At 63.3% G+C, this 21123-nt stretch carries 18 protein-coding genes; 8 read left to right on the forward strand and 10 right to left on the reverse strand.

Annotation, left to right across the window (positions count from 1 at the left end; translation table 11 throughout):
* Positions 1 to 56: 56 nt before the first annotated feature.
* The 3 genes from ACFQ6H_RS11040 (at position 57) to dszD (ending at position 2437) form a co-directional block, all read left to right on the forward strand.
* A complete protein-coding gene (locus ACFQ6H_RS11040) occupies positions 57 to 1160 on the forward strand; it encodes a hypothetical protein (protein ID WP_378448107.1) in 1104 nt (367 codons plus the stop codon).
* 15 nt (positions 1161 to 1175) lie between these two features.
* Positions 1176 to 1649 carry a YbaK/EbsC family protein gene (locus tag ACFQ6H_RS11045; protein ID WP_003941167.1) on the forward strand — a complete coding sequence of 158 codons (474 nt, stop codon included), beginning with the start codon at positions 1176 to 1178 and terminating at the stop codon, positions 1647 to 1649.
* A 209-nt stretch (positions 1650 to 1858) separates the two neighbouring features.
* Entirely contained in the window at positions 1859 to 2437 is a 579-nt protein-coding gene (gene dszD, locus ACFQ6H_RS11050) for an NADH:FMN oxidoreductase DszD (protein ID WP_003941189.1), read from the forward strand.
* A 52-nt stretch (positions 2438 to 2489) separates the two neighbouring features.
* Here dszD and ACFQ6H_RS11055 read toward each other — a convergent pair whose 3' ends face one another.
* Positions 2490 to 3935 carry an NAD-dependent succinate-semialdehyde dehydrogenase gene (locus ACFQ6H_RS11055; RefSeq protein ID WP_378646059.1) on the reverse strand — a complete coding sequence of 482 codons (1446 nt, stop codon included), beginning with the start codon at positions 3933 to 3935 and terminating at the stop codon, positions 2490 to 2492.
* A 1-nt stretch (position 3936) separates the two neighbouring features.
* Positions 3937 to 5301, reverse strand: coding sequence for a 4-aminobutyrate--2-oxoglutarate transaminase (gene gabT / locus ACFQ6H_RS11060; protein ID WP_378546153.1), 1365 nt, complete (start codon positions 5299 to 5301; stop codon positions 3937 to 3939).
* A 128-nt stretch (positions 5302 to 5429) separates the two neighbouring features.
* Between gabT and ACFQ6H_RS11065 the strand changes: the two genes are divergently transcribed.
* On the forward strand, positions 5430 to 6947 hold the full coding sequence (locus ACFQ6H_RS11065; RefSeq protein ID WP_019746725.1) for a PucR family transcriptional regulator: 1518 nt from the start codon (positions 5430 to 5432) through the stop codon (positions 6945 to 6947).
* On the opposite strand, the gene ACFQ6H_RS11070 is transcribed toward ACFQ6H_RS11065, so the two are convergent.
* From ACFQ6H_RS11070 to ACFQ6H_RS11085, 4 genes are all read right to left on the reverse strand, one after another.
* Entirely contained in the window at positions 6924 to 10115 is a 3192-nt protein-coding gene (locus tag ACFQ6H_RS11070; RefSeq protein WP_378646061.1) for an NAD-glutamate dehydrogenase domain-containing protein, read from the reverse strand. The two genes, ACFQ6H_RS11065 and ACFQ6H_RS11070, sit on opposite strands and share 24 nt — an antisense overlap.
* 127 nt (positions 10116 to 10242) lie before the next feature.
* Positions 10243 to 11931, reverse strand: a complete 1689-nt coding sequence (locus ACFQ6H_RS11075) for a flavin monoamine oxidase family protein (protein ID WP_378646063.1) — start codon at positions 11929 to 11931, stop codon at positions 10243 to 10245.
* On the reverse strand, positions 11928 to 12773 hold the full coding sequence (locus ACFQ6H_RS11080) for a carbon-nitrogen hydrolase family protein (RefSeq protein ID WP_021342734.1): 846 nt from the start codon (positions 12771 to 12773) through the stop codon (positions 11928 to 11930). Before ACFQ6H_RS11080 ends, ACFQ6H_RS11075 begins: the two co-directional genes overlap by 4 nt.
* 133 nt (positions 12774 to 12906) lie before the next feature.
* Entirely contained in the window at positions 12907 to 13542 is a 636-nt protein-coding gene (locus tag ACFQ6H_RS11085) for a helix-turn-helix domain-containing protein (RefSeq protein WP_092765464.1), read from the reverse strand.
* Positions 13543 to 13688: 146 nt separating this feature from the next.
* Here ACFQ6H_RS11085 and speB point away from each other — a divergent pair, with 146 nt between their 5' ends.
* Positions 13689 to 14645 (forward strand): agmatinase, encoded by a 957-nt coding sequence (gene speB, locus ACFQ6H_RS11090; RefSeq protein WP_003941134.1) that lies wholly within the window; start codon positions 13689 to 13691, stop codon positions 14643 to 14645.
* Here the strand turns inward: speB and ACFQ6H_RS11095 are convergent.
* Positions 14609 to 15283: a class I SAM-dependent methyltransferase gene (locus tag ACFQ6H_RS11095; protein WP_378646066.1), complete on the reverse strand. Its 675-nt coding sequence runs from the start codon at positions 15281 to 15283 to the stop codon at positions 14609 to 14611. The genes speB and ACFQ6H_RS11095 overlap by 37 nt on opposite strands.
* 92 nt (positions 15284 to 15375) lie before the next feature.
* On the opposite strand from ACFQ6H_RS11095, the gene ACFQ6H_RS11100 reads away from it, so the two are divergent.
* Both ACFQ6H_RS11100 and ACFQ6H_RS11105 read left to right on the forward strand, forming a co-directional pair.
* A complete protein-coding gene (locus tag ACFQ6H_RS11100) occupies positions 15376 to 15831 on the forward strand; it encodes a hypothetical protein (protein ID WP_378646068.1) in 456 nt (151 codons plus the stop codon).
* 163 nt (positions 15832 to 15994) lie between these two features.
* Complete coding sequence (locus ACFQ6H_RS11105) at positions 15995 to 17596, forward strand: ABC transporter substrate-binding protein (protein WP_378534703.1); 1602 nt, start codon at positions 15995 to 15997, stop codon at positions 17594 to 17596.
* Positions 17597 to 17636: 40 nt separating this feature from the next.
* On the opposite strand, the gene ACFQ6H_RS11110 is transcribed toward ACFQ6H_RS11105, so the two are convergent.
* The 3 genes from ACFQ6H_RS11110 to ACFQ6H_RS11120 all read right to left on the reverse strand — a co-directional run bounded on the left by ACFQ6H_RS11110 (position 17637) and on the right by ACFQ6H_RS11120 (position 19351).
* Positions 17637 to 18017 (reverse strand): 6-carboxytetrahydropterin synthase, encoded by a 381-nt coding sequence (locus ACFQ6H_RS11110; protein ID WP_378646070.1) that lies wholly within the window; start codon positions 18015 to 18017, stop codon positions 17637 to 17639.
* Between the two features lie 35 nt (positions 18018 to 18052).
* Positions 18053 to 18406, reverse strand: a complete 354-nt coding sequence (locus ACFQ6H_RS11115) for a metal-sensitive transcriptional regulator (protein ID WP_378638766.1) — start codon at positions 18404 to 18406, stop codon at positions 18053 to 18055.
* Positions 18407 to 18604: 198 nt separating this feature from the next.
* Positions 18605 to 19351 carry a hypothetical protein gene (locus tag ACFQ6H_RS11120; protein ID WP_378646072.1) on the reverse strand — a complete coding sequence of 249 codons (747 nt, stop codon included), beginning with the start codon at positions 19349 to 19351 and terminating at the stop codon, positions 18605 to 18607.
* A 311-nt stretch (positions 19352 to 19662) separates the two neighbouring features.
* Between ACFQ6H_RS11120 and ACFQ6H_RS11125 the strand changes: the two genes are divergently transcribed.
* Positions 19663 to 21093, forward strand: coding sequence for an MFS transporter (locus ACFQ6H_RS11125; RefSeq protein WP_378646074.1), 1431 nt, complete (start codon positions 19663 to 19665; stop codon positions 21091 to 21093).
* Positions 21094 to 21123: the final 30 nt, after the last annotated feature.

A 21123-nucleotide genomic window follows, 5' to 3' on the forward strand; every position in this document is an offset into this window, starting at 1 on the left:
ATTCAATACCTCGGGTATTGACAAGCTCTTTACTTTCGACAAGATCAGGACTCTTCGTGACCACTACGCATCCGGCACACGCCGCACCAGACAACAGCTCCACCCACGACGAACACCACCATGACAATCTGCTGGTGAAATACGGCGCACCCAAGGTGATGGCCGCGCTGTTCGTCGGTGTGCTCCTGCTGCAGATGGGCTTCATCCTCAGCTACGTCGCCGCCTTCCATCAGCCGACTCCGCGAGACATCGAAATCGCGGTCATCGCCGATCAGGGCACACCCGACGGCATGGATCAGCAGATCGCCGACAAACTCAACGCCATCGACGGCAGCCCGCTCGACGCTCAGGTAGTCGACAGCACGGCGACCGCTCGCCGCATGATCAACGACCGCGAGATCCAGGGCGCCTTTGTCATCAACCCGGCCGGACCGGACACCCTGATCACCGCGAGCGCGGGCGGCAGTTCCATCGCGACGTCACTCGAAGCGGTGTTCACGAAGGTCGAGGCAACGCAGGACCGACAGTTCGTCGTCCGCGACGAGATCCCCGTCGGAGCGCACGATAACCGCGGCCTCTCCGGCTTCTACCTCTCGGTCGGCTGGGTCGTCGGCGGCTATCTCCTTGCGGCAGCCATCGGACTGTTCATCGGTGCGCCGAAGACGCTCCGCCAGGCAAGCGCACACACGGGCGTGATCGCGATCTACTCGGTCATATCGGGAGCCCTCGGCGCCCTCATCACCTCACACGTACTCGGAACCTTCGCCGGCCACTGGTTCCCGCTCTGGATCCTGGGAACAGCCGTGGTGTTCGGCACCGCCATGTTCACACTCGGATTGCGCGCCGCCATCGGCGTTCTGGCAGTCCCGCTGGCTATCGCCGTCTTCGTGATCCTCGGCAACCCCAGTGCGGGAGGCGCATTCGGCTCCAACGTGATTCCCTCGTTCTACGCCGCTATCGGCCGATGGATCACACCCGGCGCCGGCACCGAGGGCGTCCGGAGCATCGTCTACTTCAACAACGTCGGCGTCGGCCAGCCTGCCCTGACGCTCTTCCTGTACGCGCTGATCGGTGCGGTCATGCTGTTCGGCTTCACGATCCGTCGTAACCGAAAGTCCACCGACACGACGCCGACTCCAGCTGTGGCGAACGCCGACTAGTCCTAGTCTGAACTCATGACGAGCCTCCTCCACCCCAACGCCTCGCACGTCGCCGAAACACTGATCTCGCGGGGTCACCACGGCGTCATCGTCACGCAGCCCGACGCCACGCACACCGCGGCCGAGGCAGCGGCGGCCGTCGGGGTGGAGGTAGGCGCGATCACCAAGTCACTGGTGTTCCTTCTCGACGACGATCCGGTCCTGCTGCTGGTCTCCGGCGCACATCAGGTCAACCTGAAGGCCACCGGCGAACGCCTCGAAGGCAAGCTCACGCGGGCGCCGCTGGAAATGGCGAAGTCCGCGACGGGCCAGCCGATCGGTGGGGTCGCTCCGCTCGGGCATCCGACCAATCTGCCCACGTACATCGATACCGCCCTCGAGCAGTACCCCGAGTTGTGGGCAGCCGCCGGGCACCCCAACACGGTCTTTCGCACGACGTACTCCGAACTCCTCCGAATCACCGCCGGCCTCGCCGTCGACATGGACTGAAGCGCTCCCGGGCAGACCGGTCCGAACCCACTCAGACGTGCGTCCACCTATAGTTGAACGCACCATGTGCACTGCAACAAGGACCCCGGCCGGCAACCACTGGCGACGACGGCACGTAGATCTGTGCCGCACCGACGCATGTCTGTGTATGCCGAGCGCAGTCACCTCGACCACACCGCACACCTCGAGTTCCAGCCGGAGAGTTCCCGTTGTCTGACAAGCCGAATGCCGTTTCCAGCCACACCACCCCCGACGTCCCCGAAGTAGCAGCGACGCCCGAGTTGTCGACCGGCATCTGCGCCGGTGACTACCGTGCGGCGCTTCGCCGCCACCCCGCCGGTGTCACCGTCGTGACCCTCGATTCGGGTACCGGCCCGGTGGGTTTCACCGCCACCTCGTTCTCGTCCGTCTCCCTCGAGCCGCCGCTCGTCTCGTTCAACATCGCGGAGACGTCGTCGAGCATCAATGCGCTCAAGGCAGCCGAGTCCTTGGTGATCCACCTTCTCGGCGAACATCAGCAACATCTGGCCCAGCGCTTTGCGCGTAGCGCCGATCAACGTTTTGCAGACGAGTCACTGTGGGCAGTGCTCGACACCGGGGAGCCGGTTCTGCACGGCACCCCCAGCTGGATGCGCGTCAAAGTCGACCAGCTGATCCCTGTTGGCGACCACACGCTGGTCATCGGACTCGTCACGCGGGTTCACGCCGAAGAAGACGACGAATCCGCTGCCGCGCCCCTGCTCTACCACGAGGGCAAGTACTACCGCCCGACTCCGTTAGGTCAATAGACAACTGTGCGCCTTTATTAACCGCCCGCGGTTAATAAAGGCGCACAGCAGGTTAGAGCGCTACGTACTTGGTATCGAGGTACTCGTCGATACCCTCGGTTCCGCCTTCACGGCCGAAGCCCGATTCCTTGACGCCACCGAACGGTGCCGCAGCATCGGAGATCGCGCCGCGGTTGACGCCCACCATGCCGGTGTCCAGCTTGGCCGAGACGCGCATCGCACGGTCGATGTCGCGGGTGTAGAAGTACGCCACGAGACCGTACTCGGTGTTGTTCGCAGCCGCGATCGCTTCGTCTTCGGTGTCGAAACCGACTACTGCCGCAACGGGTCCGAAGATCTCTTCCTTCAGCAGGCGCGCATCGGCGGGCACCTGATCGAGGACCGTCGGGGTGAAGAAGAAGCCGGGGCCTTCGGGTGCCGATCCACCGGTGCGAACGCGAGCGCCCTTGGACACGGCGTCGTCGACGAGTCCGGTGACGGTTGCGAGTTGCTTGGTGTTGATCAGCGGGCCGATGTTGGTGCCCTCGGCGTCACCGGCGCCTACCTTCAGTGCCGCAACCTTGGCGGTGAACTTGTCGGTGAACTCCTCGCGCACCGAGTTGGCGACGTAGATGCGGTTGGCCGCGGTGCAGGCCTCGCCGCCGTTGCGCATCTTCGCGAGCATTGCGCCGTCGATAGCCGCGTCGATGTCGGCGTCGTCGAAGACGATGAACGGTGCATTGCCACCGAGCTCCATCGACGTGCGGAGCAGCTTGTCAGCAGCATTGCGCACCAACAGCTTTCCGACGCCGGTGGAGCCGGTGAAGGTGACCTTGCGCAGACGCGCATCTTCCATCAACGGTCCGCTGATGGAAGCCGCGTCGGACGTCGGGAGAATCGAGAGCACACCGTCGGGCAGACCCGCGTCGGCAAACACCTGACCGAGAAGCTGCATGGTCAGCGGCGTGTCCTCGGCGGGCTTGACGATGATCGTGCAACCGGCAGCGAGCGCCGGTCCGATCTTGCGCGTGCCCATGGCGAGCGGGAAGTTCCACGGGGTGATCGCGAGGACCGGTCCGACGGCTTCCTTGGTGACCAGGATGCGACCGTTGCCGGCCGGAGCCTGCGTGAAACGGCCACCGATGCGGACTGCTTCCTCACTGAACCAGCGCAGGAATTCGCCGCCGTAGTTGACCTCACCGCGGCTCTCTGCCAACGACTTACCCATTTCCAGGGTCATCATCAGCGCGAAGTCCTCGGCGCGGGCGTGCAGCAATTCGAAGGCGGTCCGCAGGATCTCGCCGCGTACACGTGCCGGAGTGGCCGCCCAGTCTTCCTGCGCCGCAGCGGCGAGGTCGAGCGCGCGGATACCGTCGGCTGCGGTGGCGTCGGCTACCTGGGCAAGTTCCTCACCCGTTGCCGGGTTGTAGACCGCAAAGGTCTTCTCGGCCGGGACGAGCTTGCCGCCGAGCCAGAGACCCTTGGGTACCGAGTCGAGAAGATCCGAGACGTTGGACATGTCAGTTCCCCTGCGCTGCAGAGCGGATGGCGGTCTCGAGGACGGTCAACGCGTCGTCGAGCAGCTCCTCGGAGATGACCAGCGGCGGGAGCAGGCGGATGACGTTGCCGTAGGTACCGCAGGTGAGGATCACGACGCCGGCAGCGAGGCACTCGGCGGCGATCTTCTTGGTGATGTCGGCGTCTGGCTCCTGCCCACCGGGCTTGACCAGCTCGATGGCGAGCATGGCGCCGCGACCGCGAACGTCACCGATGACGTCGAGTTCCTTTGCCAGTGCGTTCATTCGGCCGACGACGGTCGACTCGATGGTGCGTGCGCGGCCACAGAGGTCGAGCTCACGCATCTGGTCAATGGACGCCAATGCCGCGGCGCAGGCGACGGGGTTACCGCCGTAGGTGCCACCGAGGCCGCCGGGGTGGACGGCGTCGATGAGCTCGGCGCGGCCCGTGACAGCGGCGAGCGGCATGCCGCCGGCGATGCCCTTGGCGAGCGTGACCAAGTCGGGGACGATGCCCTCGTGATCGCTGGCGAACCAGGCGCCGGTACGCGCGAAGCCTGCCTGAACCTCGTCGGCGATGAAGACGACGCCGTTCTCCTTGGCCCACGCGACGAGCGTCGGGAGGAATCCTTCTGCGGGAACGATGAATCCGCCCTCGCCTTGAATCGGCTCGATGAGGATGGCGGCCGTGTTGGCAGCGCCGACCTGCTTCTCGATCATCGTGATGGCGCGCTGTGCGGCCTGCTCACCGGTGATCTTGGAGCCGTCGACGTTGAGGCCCTCGCGGTACGGGTAGGACATCGGGACGCGGTAGACCTCGGGGGCGAACGGACCGAAGCCGCTCTTGTACGGCATGGACTTCGAGGTCAGTGCCATCGTGAGGTTGGTGCGGCCGTGGTACGCGTGGTCGAAGACGACGACTGCGTCGCGACCGGTCGCGTGACGGGCGATCTTGACGGCGTTCTCGACGGCTTCTGCGCCGGAGTTGAACAGCACGGAACGCTTCTCGTGGTCACCGGGGGTGAGTTCGGCGAGACGCTCGGCGACCTCGACGTAGCCCTCGTACGGAGCGACCATGAAACAGGTGTGGGTGAAGTGTGCGACCTGATCCTGAACTGCGGACACGACGGCCGGGTTGGAAGCGCCGACGCTGGTCACCGCGATACCGGCACCGAGGTCGATCAGCGAGTTGCCGTCGACGTCGACGATGACTCCGCCGTCTGCGTCGGCGACGTAGACCGGAAGGGTGGATGCGACGCCTGCGCCGACGACCTTCTTACGACGTTCGGCGAGCGCAGCCGAGCGCGGGCCCGGGAACTCCGTGACGATGCGACGCTCCTGCGGAAGCCGGTATTCGATTGCACTCATGTGACCACCCTCTCGGTTGTGTATTGCATTCGAGTATGCGACGCGCGAAGCACCGCAAGCACTGCCGAAATGGATACCTGACGCTGCGGGGCTACTCCATATCGGCAACGACAGCTAGCCTTGATCAGGTGACGGTTCCGATCTCGTGGCTCTTGCGCCAGAAACACCTCTCGCTGGCTCTGCTCACCGACCGAGCAGCCGCCACCCACCCCGTCACGTTTGCGCAGGCCACAGAGCTGACGGACCCCACCCCGTGGCTTTCCGGCGGCGAATTGGTGCTCACCACCGGGCTGGCACTGGTGGGCGCGGACGCCACCGACTACAGCGAGTACATCGACCGTCTGGCCGCCGCAGAAGTATCGGCTCTGGGTTTCGGGACCGGCCTTTCCCACGAGAGTGTGCCCGCAGACCTGATTGCCGCCGCCCGCAGTCGCGGGCTCCCCCTGCTGGAAGTGCCGTTCACGACCCCGTTCGCGGCGGTCACGCGCGCGGTGATGACCCGTCTGAGCCAGCAGGAATACGAATCGGTACTCCGCGCGGCAGAAGTACAGACACGCATCACCCGCGTTGCGCTGCGCGGAGGCGTGTCTGCCATCGTGCGTGAACTGGCCACGGCCACAAAAACTTCGGTGGCGTTTGTCGGAGATCGGATCACCGCGGTGCATCCGGCAAACCAGAAGTCGTTGATCACCGAGGTTCGCGCGGTCGCGGCGACCACCCGCGATCCCAACGCTCCGGCGTCGATCTCGCAGAGCACACCCGAACGGACGCTGACACTGTCCCCCGTCGGCGTCACCGACAGCTGGCACGGCTACCTCGCAATGGCGGGCGCCGGGCCCCTGAGCAATATCGACAGAGTGCTGCTCGGGCATGCGGTCTCGCTGCTCACTCTCGAACTCGAGAAACCGGTTCGACTACGGGCCGAGCGAACTCGACTCAACGCCATGGCTTTCGGGCTCTTACTCGACGGCCGAATCCCCGAGGACGGTGTGCCGTCGTACTTGGACGAAGCGAGCGATACGCACGGCAATGTCCGTGTCGTCCACGTTCGCGGATCCGGACTCGGCCCTGTTCTTCGCGAACTCGACAACGCTCTCGCGCGAGCAGGCCGGCCGTTGTTCGCGCAATCCGAGGACGGTTCGCTGACCGTCCTCCTTCGCGGAACCGACACAATCGACACTGCCAAAACACTACTGGCGCAGCTCTCCCCCACCGAGGCGAAGACGGTGCGGGCCGGAATCAGCACCCCTCACCGTCTTCTGGACGCACCGCGCGCACTCGTCCAGGCCCGCGCCGCGGCCAATCTCACGACGGCCACTGCCCGCATTCTCGAGTTCGACGCTCTGAGTGGTTCGACGATTCTGGCATCCGAGCCTGCCCGTGAGGCACTGATCGCAATGGCTGCGGACACCATCCCGGTGCTGACGGAACACGACCAGGCACACGGGACCGCGCTGGTCGCGTCTTTGCGCGCCTATCTCGAGGCAAACGGCCAATGGGAATCGGCCGCAGCCGAACTCGGTGTTCATCGGCACACCCTCCGAGGTCGCATCGCACGCATCGAGGAACTGCTGCAATGCGACCTCGGACAGGCCAGGGTCAGAGCCGAACTGCTGCTATCGCTACTCGCCTGGGAGGGTCGCTGAACGCTCCGCGGCGTGCACCGAAGCGAAACCGGACGCACCGCGAACGAGTAGTTCGAGTTCGGCGTCGACCGTGCAGAGACGGGCGGTGTCCAGCGCTCCACTGCGGCTCACGCTCGACATCAAAGCCGTGAACCGGCGCACCGCTTGCGGATTGGCGGCGGTCCACAACTCGACGACCTCCGGAATACCTTCTCCGAGCGCTCCGGACACGAGGTCCGCGAAACGCGCCGTCAACCTGGCGTGGACGGCAGCGCTGCCCATGACCTCCCAATGCGAGGCACCGACGGCAACGTCGACGCCCCCGAGAACGTCGCCCAGATCGAGGGTGTCGGAGAGTTCCCGGTAGATCGCCGCCGCGGCCGCGGCCGTCGTATTCTCCTGCAACGCAATGTCAGCCAGGGCGAGCGCCCCGAAAGACGCCTCGATGCGGTCGCTGGCCGACAGCCCTTCGGTGAGAGCCCGCACCGGCGCTGCCCATCGATCGATGTCGGCTCGCGGGTTCACGGTGAACCGGCCGGCTGCTCCCGGACGACGCAACACCCAGCTCATCTCGGATTCCAACAACTGCTGCAAGCGATCGAGAGCCTGCAACTGCTCGGTGGCGCGAAGCTCCGAGTTCAAGATCTCGCGCCGAAGATCCTCGGTGCCGAGCACTTCGCTGACCACTGCGTAGGCCAGAGCCGCTTCCGGACTGTGGACTCCGAGGTGTTCCTCCAGCCGGAACAGCACGCCGGGGCCGACGCGGTTGACCAGTTCGTCGACCACCGAGGTGATGATGATGTCGCGGCCCAACCGATGTGCGCGGACCGCGTCCGGTGCAGCCTCGACGACGGAGAGCGGGAAGTACTGCGGGAGACGATCGGCGAAGATCTGATTGTCCGGGACGGTCGACGCCCCCAATTCCGCCGTCAGCACGTTCTTCGACTGCGCCACCAGCACAGCAAGTTCCGGACGGAGTAGGCCCTGCCCGGCTCGCGCCCTGACCGCCAGCGCCTTGGCGTCCGGCAATGATTCTTCGAGGCGCTTCATCGCGCCCGCCGAGACCAGGTTCTCGATCAACCGTTCGTGCTGATCGAGTAGGGCGGGAGCGCGGTGCTCGGCCAGGCTGATCGCGAGGGTCTGATCTTCACTGGCCTCGAGTACCGATGCGGCTACCTCGTCCTGGGCCGCCGCGAGTAGTTCATTGCGCGAGGTCGCGTCCAACTCTGCGAGTGCGATCTTGATGTTGACCTCACGGTCCGAGGTAGCCACGCCTGCCGCGTTGTCGATGAAGTCGGCGTTGATTCGTCCTCCGCCAGCGGCATATTCGATGCGGGCACGCTGGGTGAAACCCAGGTTGCCGCCCTCACTCACCACGGTTGCACGCAACTCGTCAGCGCTGACGCGAACTGCGTCGTTGGACGGATCGGCCGCGTCGACGTTGCTTTCGGTCGACGCCTTCACGTAGGTACCGACGCCACCGTTCCACAACAGGTCCACCGGAGCGCACAGGATCGCTCGGATCAGTTCCTGCGGAGTCAGCTTCTCCTCGGCGATACCGAGGACCTGACGCGCCTCGAGCGGAAGGCGGATCGACTTAGCGCTACGCGGCCAGACGCCACCACCAGGCGACATCACGGTGCGATCGAAGTCGTCCCAGGACGAGCGCGGCACGGTGAAGAGCCGAGCGCGCTCGGCGAACGTCGTCTCGGTGTCGGGGTTCGGGTCGATGAAGATGTGGCGGTGATCGAATGCCGCGACCAGACGGATCTTGTGCGAGAGCAACATTCCGTTGCCGAACACGTCGCCGGACATGTCGCCGATGCCCGCGACGGTGAACGGATCGGTGTCGACGTCGAGGTCGCGCTCGGCGAAGTGGCGTCGTACCGCTACCCAGGCGCCGCGAGCGGTGATGCCCATCGCCTTGTGGTCGTATCCGGCCGAACCGCCGGAAGCAAAAGCGTCGCCGAGCCAGAAACCACGCTCGACGGCGATGCCGTTCGCGACGTCCGAGAACCGTGCAGTCCCCTTGTCTGCTGCCACGACCAGGTAGGAGTCTTCACCGTCGTACTCGATCACTTCGGCCGGATGTACCGCTGCGCCGTCGACGATGTTGTCCACCACGTCCAGCAAGCCGCGAATGAAGGTGCTGTACGACTCCTGCACCTGCGCCGGAGTCGGTGACGACGTGCCCCGAACCACGAACGCGCCTTTGGCACCCGAAGGAACGATCGGGGAATTCTTCACGCTCTGGGTCTTCATGAGGCTCAGGGCCTCGGTGCGGTAGTCCTCGTATCGATCCGACCAACGCAGGCCGCCACGGGCGACGGAGGAATTACGCAGATGAACGCCCTCGACATTGGGTGCGCTGACATAGATCTCGCGGAAGGGAACGGTCTTCTGTGGGGTGGAGAGCAACTGCGAGTCGATCTTGAACGACGCGTACGGCAGCGGGTCGCCGGACTCACCACGCAGGTACCAGTTGGTGCGCAGAGTCGCCTGCAGGAACGAACGCACGCCGCGCAAGACGCGGTCCTCGTCCAGAGTGTCTGCACCGTCGACTGATTCGTCGATGGCCGATGCCGCGGTAGCCACGGCTGTCTCACGCGATCCCGCAACGGTGGGATCGAAACGCGCGGTGAAGAGTTCGATCGCCTGTCGTACGAAGAGTGGCTTCGCTGCCAACACTCCGACGATGTAGCTCTCGGACAACCCGATACGAGCCTGAGCGAGGAAACGGCACGCAGCGCGCAGCAACTCTGCGTCGCGCCACGTGATGTCTGCTCGTCCGATCAGACTGGAGAAGGCGTCCATTCGGGTCTGGCCGGCGATGACGGCTTCGAAGGCGTCCGCCATCTTCTCCAGCGCACCACCGTCGAAAGTGCTCGGCTCGAAGGTGAAGTAGTGCGCCGAACCCAGAACGGTCGGGATCGGGCGGTGCGTCGACACTCGGAGTCCGAGGGATTCGAAGTTCTCGCACAGATCGGAGAGGGAGGGCTCTCCGGACGGCCACAGCACCACGCAGGTCAGGTCACCACTGCTCAGGTCGTCACCCTGCCGGAAGACGAGTCGCTGGCCCGCTGCCGCCAGTTCGGCGACCAGTTCGAGCGCCGGGTCACCGGGTCGATCACCGCCTGCCGGTCTCGATTCTGCAGCTGCGGTCTTGGTCGCCGATGATGTGCTCGCCATTGAACACCCTCCTGGAAATTATTGGATCCGAACACTTTCCAGTGTTGCGTGGATCACCGGAAAGAGGTCGTGCCCGATAGGAGTACCAACCCCCATCGGGCACGACATTTCGGCAGTTGCGGTGAGCTCAGTCGCCCAACCTGATCGGAGCGAGCTCCTCGAACACGTCGCCGGGTCCGGGATTCTCGGTAGGCGCAGCGCCGCCGAGATGGTTGACGACGCCCCACACCGCGTTGATCGCGGTCTGGATCGCGCCCTCGGCCCAGCCGGCAGTCCACGACACGTCGTCACCGGCGAGGAAGATGCCGCGATGACGCGGTTCGAGATCATTCTGCACGAAGTGAGAGAACAGGCGCTCCTGGTAGCGGTAGTGCCCCGGAAGGTTCGCCTTGAATGCACCCATGAAGTCGCGCTCGGTTTCCCATGAGAGCGTCACCGGACTCGAGATGATGTGGCTGCGGAAGTCCACGCCGGGGTAGATCTCTTCGAGAGAGCGCAGCATGATGTTCATGCGCTCGGTGGCGTCGAGCGCCAGCAGCTTCAGCGAATCGTCCGACCAGGTGTACGACAAACAGATCAGGCCAGGCTTGCCCTCGCCTTGATCGAGCAGGTACGTGCCGCGACTCATACGGTCCGTCAGTGTCATCGACACCGAATCACGGCCGGTCACGGGGTCCTTGTCCTTCCAGAACGGGCGGTCGACGAGTACGAACACCTTGGTCGACCCCATGTAGTGAGTGCGCTCGATCGCAGTCCAGTGGTCGATCGGGAACAGATCGTCGTCACACCTGATGTTGTTGAGCAGCATCCAACTCTGCACTGTTACAACGGCACTCGCGTAGGTGCGAATGAATCCGTCGGAGTCCGTGACGGTGATGTTGCCAGGCTCGGTACGTCGGAGTTCGGTGACGCGGGGACGCGTCTCGCCGTCGTTGAGCGAAGCGACCGTCGTACCGGCAGGCCAATGCGCCATGTGCTCCGGGGCGCGGTTCCACAACCGCATCGGCAGCTGCTGCGATCCACCCACGATGCCGCGGTGGTCGTCGTCGGCGGCCGTGATGACCACACGAAGGATTTCGAGGATCGAGTTGGGGTAGTCGGTATCCCAACCACCCGTACCGAATCCGACCTGCCCGAACACTTCCCGCATATGGAAGGACTTGAAGTGCTTCGACGCGGCGAGGAATCCGTAGAACGTCTGGTCGTCGTAGCGCACCACGAGGTCGTTCCAGATCCGCTTGATCTCTGCGGTGTCGCGGTCACGAATGGCCTGCTGCAACGGAATCAGATCGGCATGCTCTTCGAGAGTGCGCTGCCAGGCCTGCGCCACCTCGGTGTAGATCGGCGGCAGATCCTCGAGAGTGTGCGCGTAGTGGCTCTCACCCTTGAGATCGATGACGGTGCTCGGCGTGACCTCGGCAAGGGGATTCGGGAACTCCTCGGTCTGCAGACCCAGTTCGTTCAGATAGTGGAACAACGTCGTCGACGACGGTGGGAAACGCATTGCGCCCATCTCGGCGACAACCCCGGGGTGCCCGTCGAACTCGACCGACCGCATCCGGCCACCGATCTGATCAGCTTCGTAGACAATCGGTTTGAGACCGACCTTGAGCAACTCGTAGGCCGCGATCATGCCGGAGAGTCCACCACCGATCACGGCAACTTCGGTACCCAGTGCCAGATCGGGCACCGAGCCGAGTCCCGCCGGACTGGAAACGTAGTCGTCGTACGGGAACGGAAAATCCGGCCCGAACATCGTGAGGGGCGGCTGCTTGCCGGGTTCCGAGGAACTGTCCGGAGCTACTGGGATGGTCATCTACGGTTCTCCTTGGAGACAGTCGTGACAGAAAGGTCTGGATACAGATCGAGGCGTCGATCGTCGAGATGCGTGTTGAGGGTGCGCGATTGCGAGACGGTGGCGGCGGCGATATCCGCGAAGAGTAATTCCTGGCCGCCCCCGGCCCGCGCCAACTCGGCACCGTCGGGTGCGATGGCGCACGAGAGACCGCAGTAGGTCAGCTCGGTTTCGGCGCCGCAGCGGTTGACGTAGGTGACAAACATCTGACTCTCGTATGCGCGGGCCGGAACCACTTGCTGCGCAATGTGTTCGTACGGAGTCATCAACCCCGTCGGCACGATGAGCCATTCGGTACCGGCGTCGGCATGGGCCCGAACCGCTTCGGGAAATTCCACGTCGTAGCAGATCAACAATCCGCAGCGGATGCCCTCGAAATCGAACCCGACCACCAGGGTCTCACCTGGCCGGAAATGTTCGCGGTCGAGCGTGCCGAACAGGTGCGTCTTGCGGTAGTGCGCAAGCGAAGTGCCATCGCGGTCCACCACCTGCACGCTGTTGTAGACGTCTCCCCCGTCGAGTTCGGGGTAGCCGTAGACGACGGCGATGCCTGCACTTCGAGCAATCTCGGCGACGGAATCGAAGATAGGGCCGTCGGCCGGCTCCGCGCGCAGCGACACCAGTTCGCCGATGTCGTAGCCGGTTGCGGACATCTCCGGCGTCAGCAGGATCTTCGCACCGGATGCCGCAGCCTCGCGGGCAGCGGTGTCGATTGCAGCGAGGTTGAACTCCACCGACGCAAAGGTGTCCGGGGTGGTGAGCGGACCTTGGAACAGGCCAACTCGAACTGAATCGACATGCATGGTGCGCTCCTTCAGGAGTTCCGTGACGCCAATTTTCGACGGTGTGTGTGACGGGGACAACTACCAGCGTGACGGGTGCCGCCAATCATGTCAACTCTTGTTTCCTAAGAATCAACATTCACGGATTCGTGTCTCACGAAGGCGACGCGCGTGGCCCTTCCGGCAATGCCGGATTCAAGACCCACAGAACCTTCGCCAGAGCCGAGCCTTCGGCCTGAAAACTATGGTTGTGCGTCGGCGTGAATGTGAAGGAATCGCCCGCCGCAAGCACAACGTCCTCGGCGTCGACGGCCTCACCGTTCGGATCCGTCCGACCGCCCTCGAACGAGACCCGCAGGCCACCCTCGAGCACGTGTACGAAGTTCACGTCGATCGGCAGGCTGTAGAACTCCTGACCACTTCCGCCGCCTGGTTCCAGCTCGCCGAGCAGCACCTGGATTCGACGCTCGTTGGTAGGCGTGAGCAGGTACTCCGTCATCTTTTCGCCGCCGAAGCTGATTTGCGGCATGGCGTCGGCGCGGACTACTTCACCGGCGGACGCATTCTCGAACAGGGATCCGACGGGGATCTCGAGCACCGCGCACACCTTTATCAGGGTCGCCACCGACGCGTTGACGTGATCGCGCTCGAGTTTCGAGAGATACCCCTTGGTCACACCGCAGGCCTCGGCCAGGTCGTCGAGGGTCAATCGCTTCGACTGACGTGCCGCCTTGAGCCTCGCCCCGATGCGCGGTCCGACCGGCTCGACCGCTTCCTTCGCCTTGGCCACTGAACCCACTCCTTCACGACCGCCGTGTCCCTTTCAGGAAACAGGGGTTGACAACCGAGCCTCTTGAAGAAACCATACTTGCTCAGAGAGCTACATCACTGAAGGGCGCCCGGTGTGCGCCGAATCGAGAGCAGGGACCTCTGCACATGGCTACCAACAACCCCGGATCGTTCATCGGACCCGTCGACGCCACGCGCGTCCCCCGCTACGCCGAGCCGACCACTTTTGCGCGTCTCCCGCGCCTGGACGAGGTCTCGCGCGCCGACGTGACAATCCTCGGCATCCCCTTCGATTCAGGTGTCAGCTACCGCCCCGGCGCTCGGTTCGGTCCGGGGCACATCCGCGCTGCGTCGAAGCTGCTGCGTCCGTACAACCCCGCGCTCAAGGTCTCGCCCTTCGCCAACCAGCAGGTAGCCGATTTCGGCGACATCGGCGTCAACCCCTTCGACATTCAGGAAGCTCTCACGACGGTTCAGTCCGCCGTCACCGACCTGCGCGCCGACGGTTCCTCCGTGCTCACGCTCGGCGGCGACCACACCATCGCACTGCCGATCCTGCGCTCACTGGCCCGCGATCACGGCCCGATCGCCGTCCTGCACTTCGACGCTCATCTCGACACCTGGGACACCTACTTCGGTCAGCCTTTCACCCACGGCACCCCCTTCCGCCGTGCCAGCGAAGAGGGCCTGATCGACATGGAGCGCTCGCAGCACATCGGCATCCGTGGACCGCTCTACAGCGAGAAGGACCTCGAAGACGACCGCGTCCTCGGCTTCCAGGTGATCCGCAGTGACGACTACGAGGTCGACGGCGTCGCCAGCATCGTCGAGCGCATGCGCAAGCGCCTCGACGGTGGGCCGGTGTACGTCTCCGTCGACATCGACGTACTCGATCCCGCCCACGCCCCGGGCACCGGAACACCCGAAGCGGGCGGCATGACCTCTCGCGAATTGTTGAACACACTGCGGGGGTTGGTGGGACTCAACGTGGTCGGCGCCGACATCGTCGAGGTAGCGCCGGCGTACGACCACGCCGAGATCACCGGTATCGCAGCGGCTCACGTCGCCTACGAGTTGCTGTCGGTACTCGCACTCAATCGCTGAAGCAGCACAACGGTATCCGTGGTGTGATGCATCTCGGGGGTCGCGGGAAGATCTCGTTCCCGCGACTCCGAGACCAACACCTTCCACCCATCGGTGAACAGCGACTCCACGTATTCAGGCGTATGGAGCATGGCCCGATGATGCTCGGTGGGCGACTCGTGGGGCGAGTGGCCCACGATCAGCAAATGCCCGCCCGGCGCGACCAGATCTCCGAGAGCACGGAACAATTCCCCGCGCGCGGGTTCGAGCATGTGGAAGAACTGCGCGGACACCAGATCGAAAGAGCGCCCCTGCGGATCCCACTTCGTCAGGTCGGCTTCCAGCCATTCGATGTCGACGCCCTCGCCCTCGACGTGAGCCTGGGCGCGGCTGAGCGCAACCGACGATATGTCGGTGCCGGTGACCTTCCACCCGCGACGTGCCAACCACAAAGCGTCGGCGCCTTCGCCGCAACCGACGTCGAGTGCAGTGCCCGGTTCGAGGTCGGAGGCTTCGGCAATCAACTGTGGGTTGGGATTTCCGCTCCAGCGCGCGGGACGTTCCTCGTACAGCGAGTTCCAGAACTGTGCGTCCGCCTTGGCGTACGGATTCTCGGTGGTTTCAGAGTTTTCGTGGTGATTGTGGTGTTCGTGGCTCATTCATCCAGGATGAACATCTCCAACAATTCACGCAACAATCTTTGCTGAAACAGCAATTCCTTCATTTCGACGCTCTGCTAACGTCACGCGTCGTGGCCGGTGGATTTCCCGTGTTTCGCCTGTACTGCACCTCGGCAGGCTCTCATGTTTTGTGTTGTGCGCATTTTCCCGAGTTCAGCGGTTCGAAGCCGGACAAAGAGTTCAGCGCCCAGCAGAGCTTCGACCGCGCAGTCGAGCAGATTCTGCGCGAGGCATCCTTCGAACCGACGACCGTGACTTTGATCGGCGAGCAGCAGGGCTATCCCGTCGGAGACCATTTGTTCGATGCGACGGTTCCTCGAACCGGCAACGTCTCCTTCGCCTTTCAAAAGGCCGGACCGCCGTGGATCGTTCTCGGCCTCGATGTTTCTTCTGAAAAATTCTGGTCCGAGATCGACGACGACGAAGATCTCCGCGGTCTCGGCCCGATCGCCCCGGCGACCTCGGTTCCGGCCGTAGTACTCACGGAGACCGGGTGGCCACGTCGAAGTGCCCTCGACTCCCCCTGAACTGAGCCAGAACTCCAGCCTTCGTGAAATCGAACAAAAATCTGCCGGATTTTCGTGAGGATCAACCGAGATGCCCGTCACGTCCTACGCCAAGATTTAGCGGTCACACTCGACTGCGCCCTCACGATTCACTCCCGGGCCCCGGCTCCTTCACGGAGGCACAATGAAACACCGCTCCTATTCGACGCTTGCCGCGACCGCGGGGCTCGCGCTCGTGTTGTCGGCTTGCAGCTCGGGAGGCACGTCCTCGGGCTCCGGCGGCGGTGAGCCTCTGACAGACGGAACCTTCCGGTATGCGTTGCAAGGCGATCCGGGTGCACTCAACCCGATCATGTCCGGCTCGGCGGCAACCGCGGAAATTTCGAAGCTGGCGTACGACTCCCTGGTCTACCAGGATCCTGAAACCAGTGAATTCAAACCATGGTTGGCCGAGAAGTGGGAAGAAACGCCGACCTCCGCGTCCTTCACCATTCGTGAAGGCGTGACCTGTACCGACGGGTCGACGCTGACTGCACAGACCGTCGCGAACAACATCAACTTCGTAGCCGATCCGGCCAAGGGTTCGCAACAACGTGGCACCACAGTTCCCATCGGCGCTTCGGCCACTGCCGATCTCGCCACCCGCACCATCACGGTCACCACTCCGGCGCCGACCCCGTTCCTCCTCCTCACCATCAGTCGCCTCCCGATCATGTGCGATGCCGGTCTCGAAGATCCGACCGCCTCGAACAACAAGTCGCTGGGCTCCGGCATGTTCGAAGTCACCGAAGTCTCGGCCAACGACCACTACACGTTCGAGCGTCGCGACGGCTACAGCTGGGGCCCCGACGACACCACCTCCGATACACCGGGCGTCCCCAAGACAGTCATTGCTGTCATGGCACCCAATGTCAGCACCGCAGCAAACCAGCTTCTCTCGGGCGAACTGAGCGCATCTCCGATCGCCGGTCCGGACAAGGATCGCATCGATGCCGCCAATTTCGACTCGGTCCAGCGCCCACTTCCCGCCGGTCAGATGTACTTCAATCAGATTGCGGATAATCCGACCAGTGATCCCGCCGTTCGAAAAGCTCTAGTCCAGGCCGTCAATCTCGACGATCTCGCTGAAGTGATCACCGGCGGCCAGGGCACCCGTGCAACAAGTCTTGTCTCCGTCGAACCCCGCGCCTGCGTGTACGACTCTGTCGCAGGCAACATTCCGGACTTCGACCTCAGCGCAGCAAAGGCAACACTGGACGCTGCAGGTTGGACCGCCGGCTCTGACGGCAAGCGAAGCAAGGACGGAAAGCCGCTGACCCTCCGCCTCTTCTACGCTGCCGGCGAAGATGCGCGCAGCGCAGCAGCCGAACTCACTCAGACGGCATGGTCCGACCTCGGCGCGACCGTCGAGGTGACAGGAGCCGACCAGACCAAGGTTGTCGACGTCATGCTCAGCGGCAAAGACAACAACCAGTGGGACATCGCGTGGATCCAGATCAACAATTCGGTTCCCAGCGGGTTCGTCCCGTTCTTCTCCGGTCCCGCTCCGGCAGCAGGTAAGAATTTCTCTTCGATCAACAACCCCGCCTACGAAGCAGCCGTTGCCAAGGCCTCCGGTTTGACCGGCGACGCAGCATGCGCGGAGTGGGCGGACGCCGAGTCGCAGATCACCAAAACGGTGTCCGCAGTCCCGTTTGCAGATACGGTCCTGAGCTTCTACTTCAACAAGGCCGGACTCGCATTCGGTAAGACATTCATCGGTTCCGCACTGCGTCTCTACCAGTAGCCGATCGATCGAACCCTGCGTGGCAACGAGATACGTCAGATCACTGCGATCTGACGTATCTTGTTGCCACACCGATCGTCTCGTTGTCGAGTTCGACGTAGGTCAGTTGGGGAATGCTGGGCGCCAGTTCACCGAAAGCCCACTTCGCAACATTCTCGAATGACGGACGAAAATCGAACATCTCCGGCCAGACGGCGCTCGCCAGTCGCTCAGCACATCGATCGATCGCTTCGTCCAGAGCGTCCGTGTCGACAAACCATCCACGATCTCCGAGTTGGTCGTCCTCGAACGAGAACGCCACTCGCATCGTCACGCGGAATCCCTCGGCAGGCATCAGCGGCGGCAAATTCTTTGCGTCCCGCACGGGTGCCGGAAGCCCTTGCCTCACAGCGAATGTACGACGGATCTCGACACTGAACATGCCCACCAAGGTATCAATGGTCGTCGAGCACAGCTCTACGAGCGGACCAATCGCGCAATCGCGTCGTTCGCTTCTTTGATCTTCGCGTCCGCCTCGGGCCCACCGGCAACAGCGGCTTTGACGACGCAGTGGCCGATGTGGTCCTCGAGCAGGCCCATGGCCACCGCCTGGAGAGCCTTGGTCATCGCCGAGACCTGCGTCAGGATGTCGATGCAGTACTTGTCCTCGTCGACCATGCGCTGCAGGCCACGAGATTGACCTTCGATACGGCGCAAACGCGCCAGGTAGTCGTCCTTGGCGGAGATGTAGCCGTGCGAATCGCTCGTGCAGCATGCATCGCCAGTCGAATCACTGCCTGGAGCACTGCCAACTTCTGTCGCTTCCGACATTCGATATCCTCCTTTTCGTCAACGCGTGATGTCGCAACAATTCTCATTTCCGGGGCGATGTGCGGATACTCTTCGGCTTCCGTTGTCCTGCAGAGCAATCACTGCGCACATCGCCAGGCACTTCGCTACTGCACGAACAGATGGGTGCATGGCGATTGCCGATGCCCGTTTTCCCGCTGCTGCGAAACGCATTCGATCTCAGTGCCCGTGGTGCGCGTGGTTCGCATGTTCGGACACAGGTGGGGTCGCATTGTCGGCCGTCAGCGTGAATTCCGCTGTACGCACCACCCCGTCGTGTTTGAAGTCCAAGAACAATCGGTAGTCCTCGGCACTCGGCATGTTGGCGTAGAAGGTGATTGCCGGACCAGCTGGCGTGACACCGTCACCGGGATGACCGTCCGGATGCACATGGAGATATGCGAGGTCGGAGGCACGCAACGCGACCAGATGCCCGTACGCGGCAAGGTAGGGCTGCAAGTCTGTGACCGGGATTCCGTCACGACTGACCGAGAGCGTGAGCTTCGATGTCTGACCGGCATGGGCCGCGCCTTCGAGGGAGACTGTGTATCCGTCGACCGTCGTGTCGGCAGCAGCGGCAGGCAACGGCCGGGGATCATAGGAGCCGACGACGCGTACATCCGCACTCAGCGTGATTCCGTCACCGCCGTCCGGGGTGAAGTCAGCGAAGACTCGATAGTCTCCCGAATGAGCGAAATCAACTGACACGTGCCAGTTTCCGTTCTCATCCAATTCGGGATGCACGTGCTGGAACTCGGTCAGGTCCAGACCGACCACGATCAGATGCAACTGCTTGTCGTGGGTGTCCGTGTACTGAGTCAACGGAGTTCCCGCTGAATCCAGAATCCGGAATTGCAGAGGTACATTGCTGCCGACAGCCGCCTCCGACGTTGCCAATTCCAGTGTGTAGCCGTTCTTGCTGAACATCTTGCCCTCCCGAGCTTAGGTCGGCAGCACTTCCGTTGCCGTCTGCGTTGGGTTCTGCACTCTTCGAAATCGAACCTGTTGCAATTTGTACCATACCCCCCTAGGGTATGCAACGAACGACCGAAGTACTTTGAATTCACTCGAAGGAGATCCGATGCGCACCTACGTCGAGCGCCGGTCGAATGAGTTCCGAAAGCATCAATTCCCCACACATTTCATCGTCACACTGCACCGATGTCGCAGCGGCTCGCTTACGACGTCCCCGGAACACGCAAGCATCACCTATACCCCGTACAGGTAAGGAATTCAGAATGTCCACACAACCGCAATCCACACGTAAGTGGTGGGCGTTGGCGTTGATTGCCGCCGCTCAGTTCATGGTCATCATGGACACCTCGATCATCGGTGTCGCTCTCCCCCAGATGCAGAGCGATCTCGGTTTCTCCCAGGAAGGTCTCACCTGGGTCTTCAATGCATACGTCATCGCATTCGGCGGGCTACTCCTCCTCGGTGGGCGCCTGTCCGACCTGTTCGGCGCCCGCAGAGTGTTCACCGCCGGTTGGCTGATCCTGCTGATCGGTTCCGTTGTCGCCGGTGCCGCCGGTAACGTCGCCGTCGAACTTGCAGGCCGCGCAGTTCAGGGCGCCGGTGCCGCACTCATCGCGCCATCGGCGCTCACCCTGCTGATGATGCTGTTCGGCAGCACGCAAAAGGAAATGACCAAGGCGCTGTCCATCTACGGCGCTGCCGCCCCGGCGGGCGGTACGGCCGGCGTGTTCCTCGGCGGCGTCATCACCGAATACACCAGCTGGCCTTGGGTTTTCTATCTCAACATCCCCATCGCAGTTATTGCATTGATCGCCATTCCCTTCCTGATGCCGAACGCACCGGCACGTACCGGGTCGATCGACTTCCTCGGCGCACTGGCGGTCACCGCGGGCCTCGCTGTCGGCGTCTTCGGCATCGTCAGAGCACCTGACGTCGGTTGGGGATCCGGGCAGACGTGGCTGGCGCTCGCCGTGTCGGCCGCTCTGTTGGGTGCATTCGTATTGATCCAGTCCAAGCGTCGGGAGCCTCTCGTGCGTCTGGGAATCTTCAAGGCGCCCAACCTCGGTGCCGCGAACATCGCTCAGCTCGTGCTCGGCGCCGCCTGGATACCGATGTGGTTCTTCCTGAACCTGTATCTGCAGCAAGTGCTCGGATACAGCGCCTTCCCCGCCGGTGCGGCTCTGCTGCCGATGACGATCTTCGTCATGCTCGGCATGGTCGTCGTGGCACCACGGGCCATGGCGCGTTTCGGCGCAAAAGCAATGATCGTCGCCGGATTGCTGGTCCTGGGAATAGGTTTGGGTTGGATGTCGTTGATCCGGCCCACCGGCAACTTCTGGGTAGACGTGCTGCCGGCCTCGCTGGTAGCTGCGGCCGGTATGACGCTGGCGTTCATTCCTTCACTGGGTACGGCGATTTCGGCCGCACGCCCAGAGGAGGGCGGATTGGCGTCCGGCATCGTCAACGTCAGTTACCAGGTCGGCTCCGCTGTCGGTCTCGCGGTGATGACCGCGATCGCAGCAGTGTTCGGCGCTGATCAACTCGGCGACCTGACCGAGCTGACGAACGGGTTCTCCGCAGTGTTCATCGGTGCAGCCGTCATCGCAGTGGTGGGCGCAGCAATCACCGCGGTAGTGATGCGCTCACCCAAAGTCGAAGAGCCTCGAACCGTTAAGTCCACCGTCAATTCTTGACCAACTCCGGTAGTGGGTTCGGCGGGCGAT

This window comes from Rhodococcus sp. NPDC056506 (genome assembly GCF_042794945.1).
Lineage (GTDB): Bacteria > Actinomycetota > Actinomycetes > Mycobacteriales > Mycobacteriaceae > Rhodococcus_F.